Annotated in this window: 3 protein-coding genes, 2 tRNA genes and 2 rRNA genes (1 of these 7 running past the window's edge); 1 reads left to right on the top strand and 6 read right to left on the bottom strand. The window is 49.7% G+C overall.

Translation table 11 applies throughout. The annotated features are described in order from the left end of the window. The 4 genes from AC1S5B_RS22625 to AC1S5B_RS22610 all read right to left on the bottom strand — a co-directional run. Window positions 1-1,358 (bottom strand): 23S ribosomal RNA (locus AC1S5B_RS22625); it reaches 1,521 nt to the left of the window's first position. Window positions 1,359-1,592: 234 nt separating this feature from the next. Continuing rightward, a tRNA-Ala gene (locus AC1S5B_RS22620) sits at window positions 1,593-1,665 on the bottom strand. Between the two features lie 11 nt (window positions 1,666-1,676). Next, window positions 1,677-1,750 (bottom strand) — tRNA-Ile (locus AC1S5B_RS22615). Between the two features lie 112 nt (window positions 1,751-1,862). Next, window positions 1,863-3,353: ribosomal RNA gene (locus tag AC1S5B_RS22610) — 16S ribosomal RNA — on the bottom strand. The 16S and 23S rRNA genes sit together here with 2 tRNA genes alongside, the layout of an rRNA operon. A 424-nt stretch (window positions 3,354-3,777) precedes the next feature. Between AC1S5B_RS22610 and AC1S5B_RS22605 the strand changes: the two genes are divergently transcribed. Next, window positions 3,778-4,008, top strand: a complete 231-nt coding sequence (locus AC1S5B_RS22605) for a hypothetical protein (protein WP_482037935.1) — start codon at window positions 3,778-3,780, stop codon at window positions 4,006-4,008. A gap of 27 nt (window positions 4,009-4,035) precedes the next feature. On the opposite strand, the gene AC1S5B_RS22600 is transcribed toward AC1S5B_RS22605, so the two are convergent. Then, entirely contained in the window at window positions 4,036-4,578 is a 543-nt protein-coding gene (locus AC1S5B_RS22600) for a transposase (RefSeq protein WP_482037934.1), read from the bottom strand. Window positions 4,579-4,592: 14 nt separating this feature from the next. Continuing rightward, on the bottom strand, window positions 4,593-4,895 hold the full coding sequence (locus AC1S5B_RS22595; protein WP_482037933.1) for a transposase: 303 nt from the start codon (window positions 4,893-4,895) through the stop codon (window positions 4,593-4,595). Between the last annotated feature and the right edge of the window lie 105 nt (window positions 4,896-5,000).

Raw genomic sequence — 5,000 nt, 5'->3', positions numbered from 1 at the left:
GACTAACCCTCCGCGGACGAGCCTTCCGGAGGAAACCTTGGGATTTCAGGGCATTGGATTCTCACCAATGTTTGCGCTACTCAAGCCGACATTCTCACTTCTGCTTCGTCCACACCTGCTTCCGCTGATGCTTCAAACTACAACAGAACGCTCCCCTACCGATACATCAAAGATATATCCCACAGCTTCGGTACATCGTTTAGCCCCGTTCATTTTCGGCGCAGGAGCGCTTGACCAGTGAGCTATTACGCACTCTTTTAAGGTTGGCTGCTTCTAGGCAAACCTCCTGGTTGTCTTTGCACTCCCACCTCCTTTATCACTTAACGATGATTTGGGGACCTTAGCTGGTGGTCTGGGCTGTTTCCCTCTTGACGATGAAGCTTATCCCCCACCGTCTCACTAGCAACGTATCCACTGGGTATTCAGAGTTTGACTCGATTTGGTACCGCTCTCGCAGCCCGCACCGAATCAGTGCTTTACCCCCCAGCTATAATCGTTACCGCTGCGCCTAAACACATTTCGGGGAGAACCAGCTAGCTCCGGGTTCGATTGGCATTTCACCCCTAACCACACCTCATCCGCTGATTTTTCAACATCAGTCGGTTCGGACCTCCACTTGGTGTTACCCAAGCTTCATCCTGGACATGGTTAGATCACCCGGGTTCGGGTCTATAAACACTGATTAACGCCCTTTTCAGACTCGCTTTCGCTTTGGCTTCGGCATTCTCGCCTTAACCTACCAGTGCCTATAAGTCGCCGGCTCATTCTTCAACAGGCACACCGTCACACGTTTAATCGTGCTTCGATTGCTTGTAGGCTCACGGTTTCATGTTCTATTTCACTCCCCTTCCGGGGTTCTTTTCACCGTTCCCTCGCGGTACTGGTTCACTATCGGTCACACAGGAGTATTTAGCCTTACGAGGTGGTCCTCGCTGATTCACCCGGAATTTCACGTGCTCCAGGCTACTCGGGATGCAGCTAGTATCTTTAAGTTTTCGACTACAGGACTTTCACCTCCTCTGGTGCAGTATTCAGCTGCTTCGTCTAACCGCTAGAGTCCATATCGCTGTCCCACGACCCCAGTAAGCATGCCTACTGGTTTAGGCTTCTCCCGCTTCGCTCGCCGCTACTAGGGGAATCACGTTTGTTTTCTCTTCCTACAGCTACTAAGATGTTTCAATTCGCTGCGTTCGCTCTTTCCACCCTATAGATTCAGGTGGCAGTATATAGGGTTGCCCCATTCGGAAACCCCCGGATCAATGCTTGCTTCCAACTCCCCGGGGCGTATCGCCGGTAACTGCGTCCTTCTTCGCCTCTGTGTGCCTAGGTATCCACCATGAGCCCTTATTAGCTTGACCACTTCTATCAATTTCTATTTCCTAAAAATTGAAAAGTATCACATTGGTGTCTGTGACTCAATATTTAGCTTCTTCGCTCTTAGCATTAATACTAAGAGCCATCAGCTATATATTATTTCTACCTGACAAGTTACTATGCAGTTTTCAAGGTTCTAACTGAGCATTTGCCCAGCAGTCTGTCTCAGCTCTTTGAAAATAACTGAAATAAGATGCTGGAAAAGCGCGAATCTTCAGTGGAGGTTAACGGACTCGAACCGTTGACATCCTGCTTGCAAAGCAGGCGCTCTACCAACTGAGCTAAACCCCCTCAAGTAAAAGTGGGCCATCCTGGACTCGAACCAGGGACCTCACCCTTATCAGGGGTGCGCTCTAACCACCTGAGCTAATAGCCCATTTCTGTTCCCTAGATAGTTTGAAAGCCACTTAGACTTATTCCTCGACCGACCTTAGGTTGACCGTCTGTGCAGTGCGCTATAAAGCACTGTACAGCGGGAGGTCTCCCTTAAAGGAGGTGATCCAGCCACACCTTCCGGTACGGCTACCTTGTTACGACTTCACCCCAGTCATCAGCCCTGCCTTCGGCGTTCCCCTCCGCGAACGGTTGGAGTAACGACTTCGGGCGTGGCCAACTCCCATGGTGTGACGGGCGGTGTGTACAAGGCCCGGGAACGTATTCACCGCAGTATGCTGACCTGCGATTACTAGCGATTCCTCCTTCATGCAGGCGAGTTGCAGCCTGCAATCTGAACTGAGCCATGGTTTATGAGATTAGCTTGCCATCGCTGGCTTGCAACTCTTTGTCCACAGCATTGTAGTACGTGTGTAGCCCAGGGCGTAAGGGGCATGCTGACTTGACGTCATCCCCACCTTCCTCCGGTTTGTCACCGGCAGTCTCTCTAAAGTGCCCAACTTAATGATGGCAACTAGAAACGAGGGTTGCGCTCGTTGCGGGACTTAACCCAACATCTCACGACACGAGCTGACGACAGCCATGCACCACCTGTGTTCGCGTTCCCGAAGGCACTCCCGACTTTCACCGGGATTCGCGACATGTCAAGCCCTGGTAAGGTTCTTCGCGTTGCATCGAATTAAACCACATACTCCACCGCTTGTGCGGGCCCCCGTCAATTCCTTTGAGTTTCACACTTGCGTGCGTACTCCCCAGGCGGACAACTTAACGCGTTAGCTACGGCACTGCACGGGTCGATACGCGCAACACCTAGTTGTCATCGTTTACAGCTAGGACTACAGGGGTATCTAATCCCTTTCGCTCCCCTAGCTTTCGTCCATGAGTGTCAGTTTCGGCCCAGTAGCGCGCCTTCGCCGCTGGTGTTCTTCCCAATATCTACGCATTTCACCGCTACACTGGGAATTCCCGCTACCCCTACCGTACTCTAGTCTCTCAGTTTCCACTGCCTTTATGGGGTTAAGCCCCACCATTTAACAGCAGACTTGATAAACCACCTGCGGACGCTTTACGCCCAATAATTCCGGATAACGCTTGCATCCCCCGTATTACCGCGGCTGCTGGCACGGAGTTAGCCGATGCTGATTCGTTAGGTACCGTCATTGTGTTCTTCCCTAACAAAAGCGGTTTACGACCCAAAAGCCTTCGTCCCGCACGCGGTATTGCTCCGTCAGGCTTTCGCCCATTGCGGAAAATTCCCCACTGCTGCCTCCCGTAGGAGTCTGGGCCGTGTCTCAGTCCCAGTGTGGCTGATCATCCTCTCAGACCAGCTACCGATCGTCGCCTTGGTAAGCTCTTACCTCACCAACTAGCTAATCGGACGCGAGCTCATCTACAGGCACTAAAGCTTTTACCTCTCGGCATATTCGGTATTAGCAGACGTTTCCATCTGTTGTCCCCAACCTATAGGCAGATTCTCACGCGTTACTCACCCGTCCGCCACTAAAGTCCGAAGACTTTCGTTCGACTTGCATGTGTTAAGCATACCGCCAGCGTTCATCCTGAGCCAGGATCAAACTCTCCATTTTATTCCGACTCTCTCAAGTCGCTCGGATGTCTGTAGCTCTCTACATTCTAAATAAGAAACCTATATAGACTGAATCTATACAAATCTCTTATCCTCTCTCGATTACTCAATAGGCTTTACACTATTAAGTCATTATCTTGACGAGGTTTATAATTCCTTATGGCTTTCAAACTATTACTATGTCTAGGTTCTAGCAGTTTTACTTTGGGGCGCTTTCGCTTCCCCGTTTCGACCGCTTTACTAAGATAACTCCCCCACCTTACCCCTGTCAACCCCCTCATTCAAACAATTCCTTGGGTGAGAATTGCTATGGTTTATGCTCTCTAAAGGTCACTTGAGAGTTTCTTAATATTTTCTATTATCCCTGTCATCATTGGCTTTCAGGCTTCTATTCTAAAAGCTGAACGTCTACCCCCGTTTGAGCCATGATTTTGGGAGAAGTGTTTGAGCGTTTCATCACTGAGAGTCCGTTCAGCGTGATGTTGAGGGTGCTGTTAGAACAGAGTCTGCCTGCCGAGGAGGTTGATGCGTTGTTTGAGCAGCAAGTTCAGCGGCAATATCACCGAGATGCTGTTCTCGACGGTGGTGAATCTAATGAGTCTGGTGGTGTGTGGCATCTTACCGTCAGTCAATGCTGCCTATCAAGCCAAAGCTAGAGGCATTGGAGTCACGCTTCAGTCGGTCTATAGAACCCATTTGACATCTAATTGACCGCTAGCCGTTTGATCATTAGTCGGATGAAGCAAAGATTGACCTTGGCAGTAGCCATTGTCCAGGGTTCTCTCAAAGTTCTTGACCAAACTCTTACAGCGTTCCATCCAAGCATTCGAGCGCTCAATGACCCAGCGAGTTGCGATGACCACAAATCCCGTTTTCCCTTCTGCGGCTTTTTCAGCCTTGGTCGGCTTGGGAGCCAATTCAAATTGAATCTTGGTCATAATCTGGGGATAAATCTGCTCTAAAGCTTCGATGAGCTTGTCCGGGTGATATCCGTTATCCAGCAGAATCGTCAGCTTCGGTAAATCCTCAGGTCTAGCCTTGAAGTAATCGATGTTGTTCTCCAGCACTTCAATTAGCCCCTGGTCATCAGACCCGTTGGCACGGGTGCAGTGCGTGAAAAAGGGGAATCCCAATGTATCGACCGCCAGATGTCTTTTGATGCCATTGGTGCATTTGTAAAAACAGAACCCTTTCGATTCAATGCCCGCATTACAGGTGTTTTTCACTGCCTGTGAGTCAATCAGGAGCAAGGTTGTCCACTTTGTTTTTTTTGGACTTGTTTGCGCACTTGGGCATGTAACGTATCGTGAATCTGCTCAAGCACTTCCTCGGTTCTCCACTGCTTGTAATGCCAAAATACCGTGGAGTAGGGCGGCAGGTCTTTGGGCAAATCACCCCAATTACATCCATTCTTGAGTTGATAGAAGATCCCATCCAAGATTTCCCGTTTTGTCCATCGAGGCGGTCTGGTTCGCTTCTTTTGGGGTAGGAGTGGCTCGATGATTTCCCATTCTGGTTCGCTTAAGCTGCTGGAGTACGGCATGGGCTAGAGAATACTACGGGCCTCTCATCTTACCTCCTATATTAAAGATCCAAAATGGGTTCTATAGAGAATTGGTATAGCACTACGCATATACGTTAGGACAAT

It is taken from the genome of Leptolyngbya sp. CALU 1928, from assembly GCF_056784215.1.
The sequence above is the reverse complement of the archived record's forward strand: the minus strand, read 5'-3'. Positions and strand labels throughout refer to the sequence as shown.

What these genes read in the sequence shown, in the direction of transcription:
- AC1S5B_RS22605 (WP_482037935.1), top strand. Translation starts at nt 3,778, where the DNA reads ATGATTTTGGGAGAAGTGTTTGAGCGTTTCATCACTGAGAGTCCGTTC.
- AC1S5B_RS22595 (WP_482037933.1), bottom strand. Translation starts at nt 4,895, where the DNA reads ATGCCGTACTCCAGCAGCTTAAGCGAACCAGAATGGGAAATCATCGAG.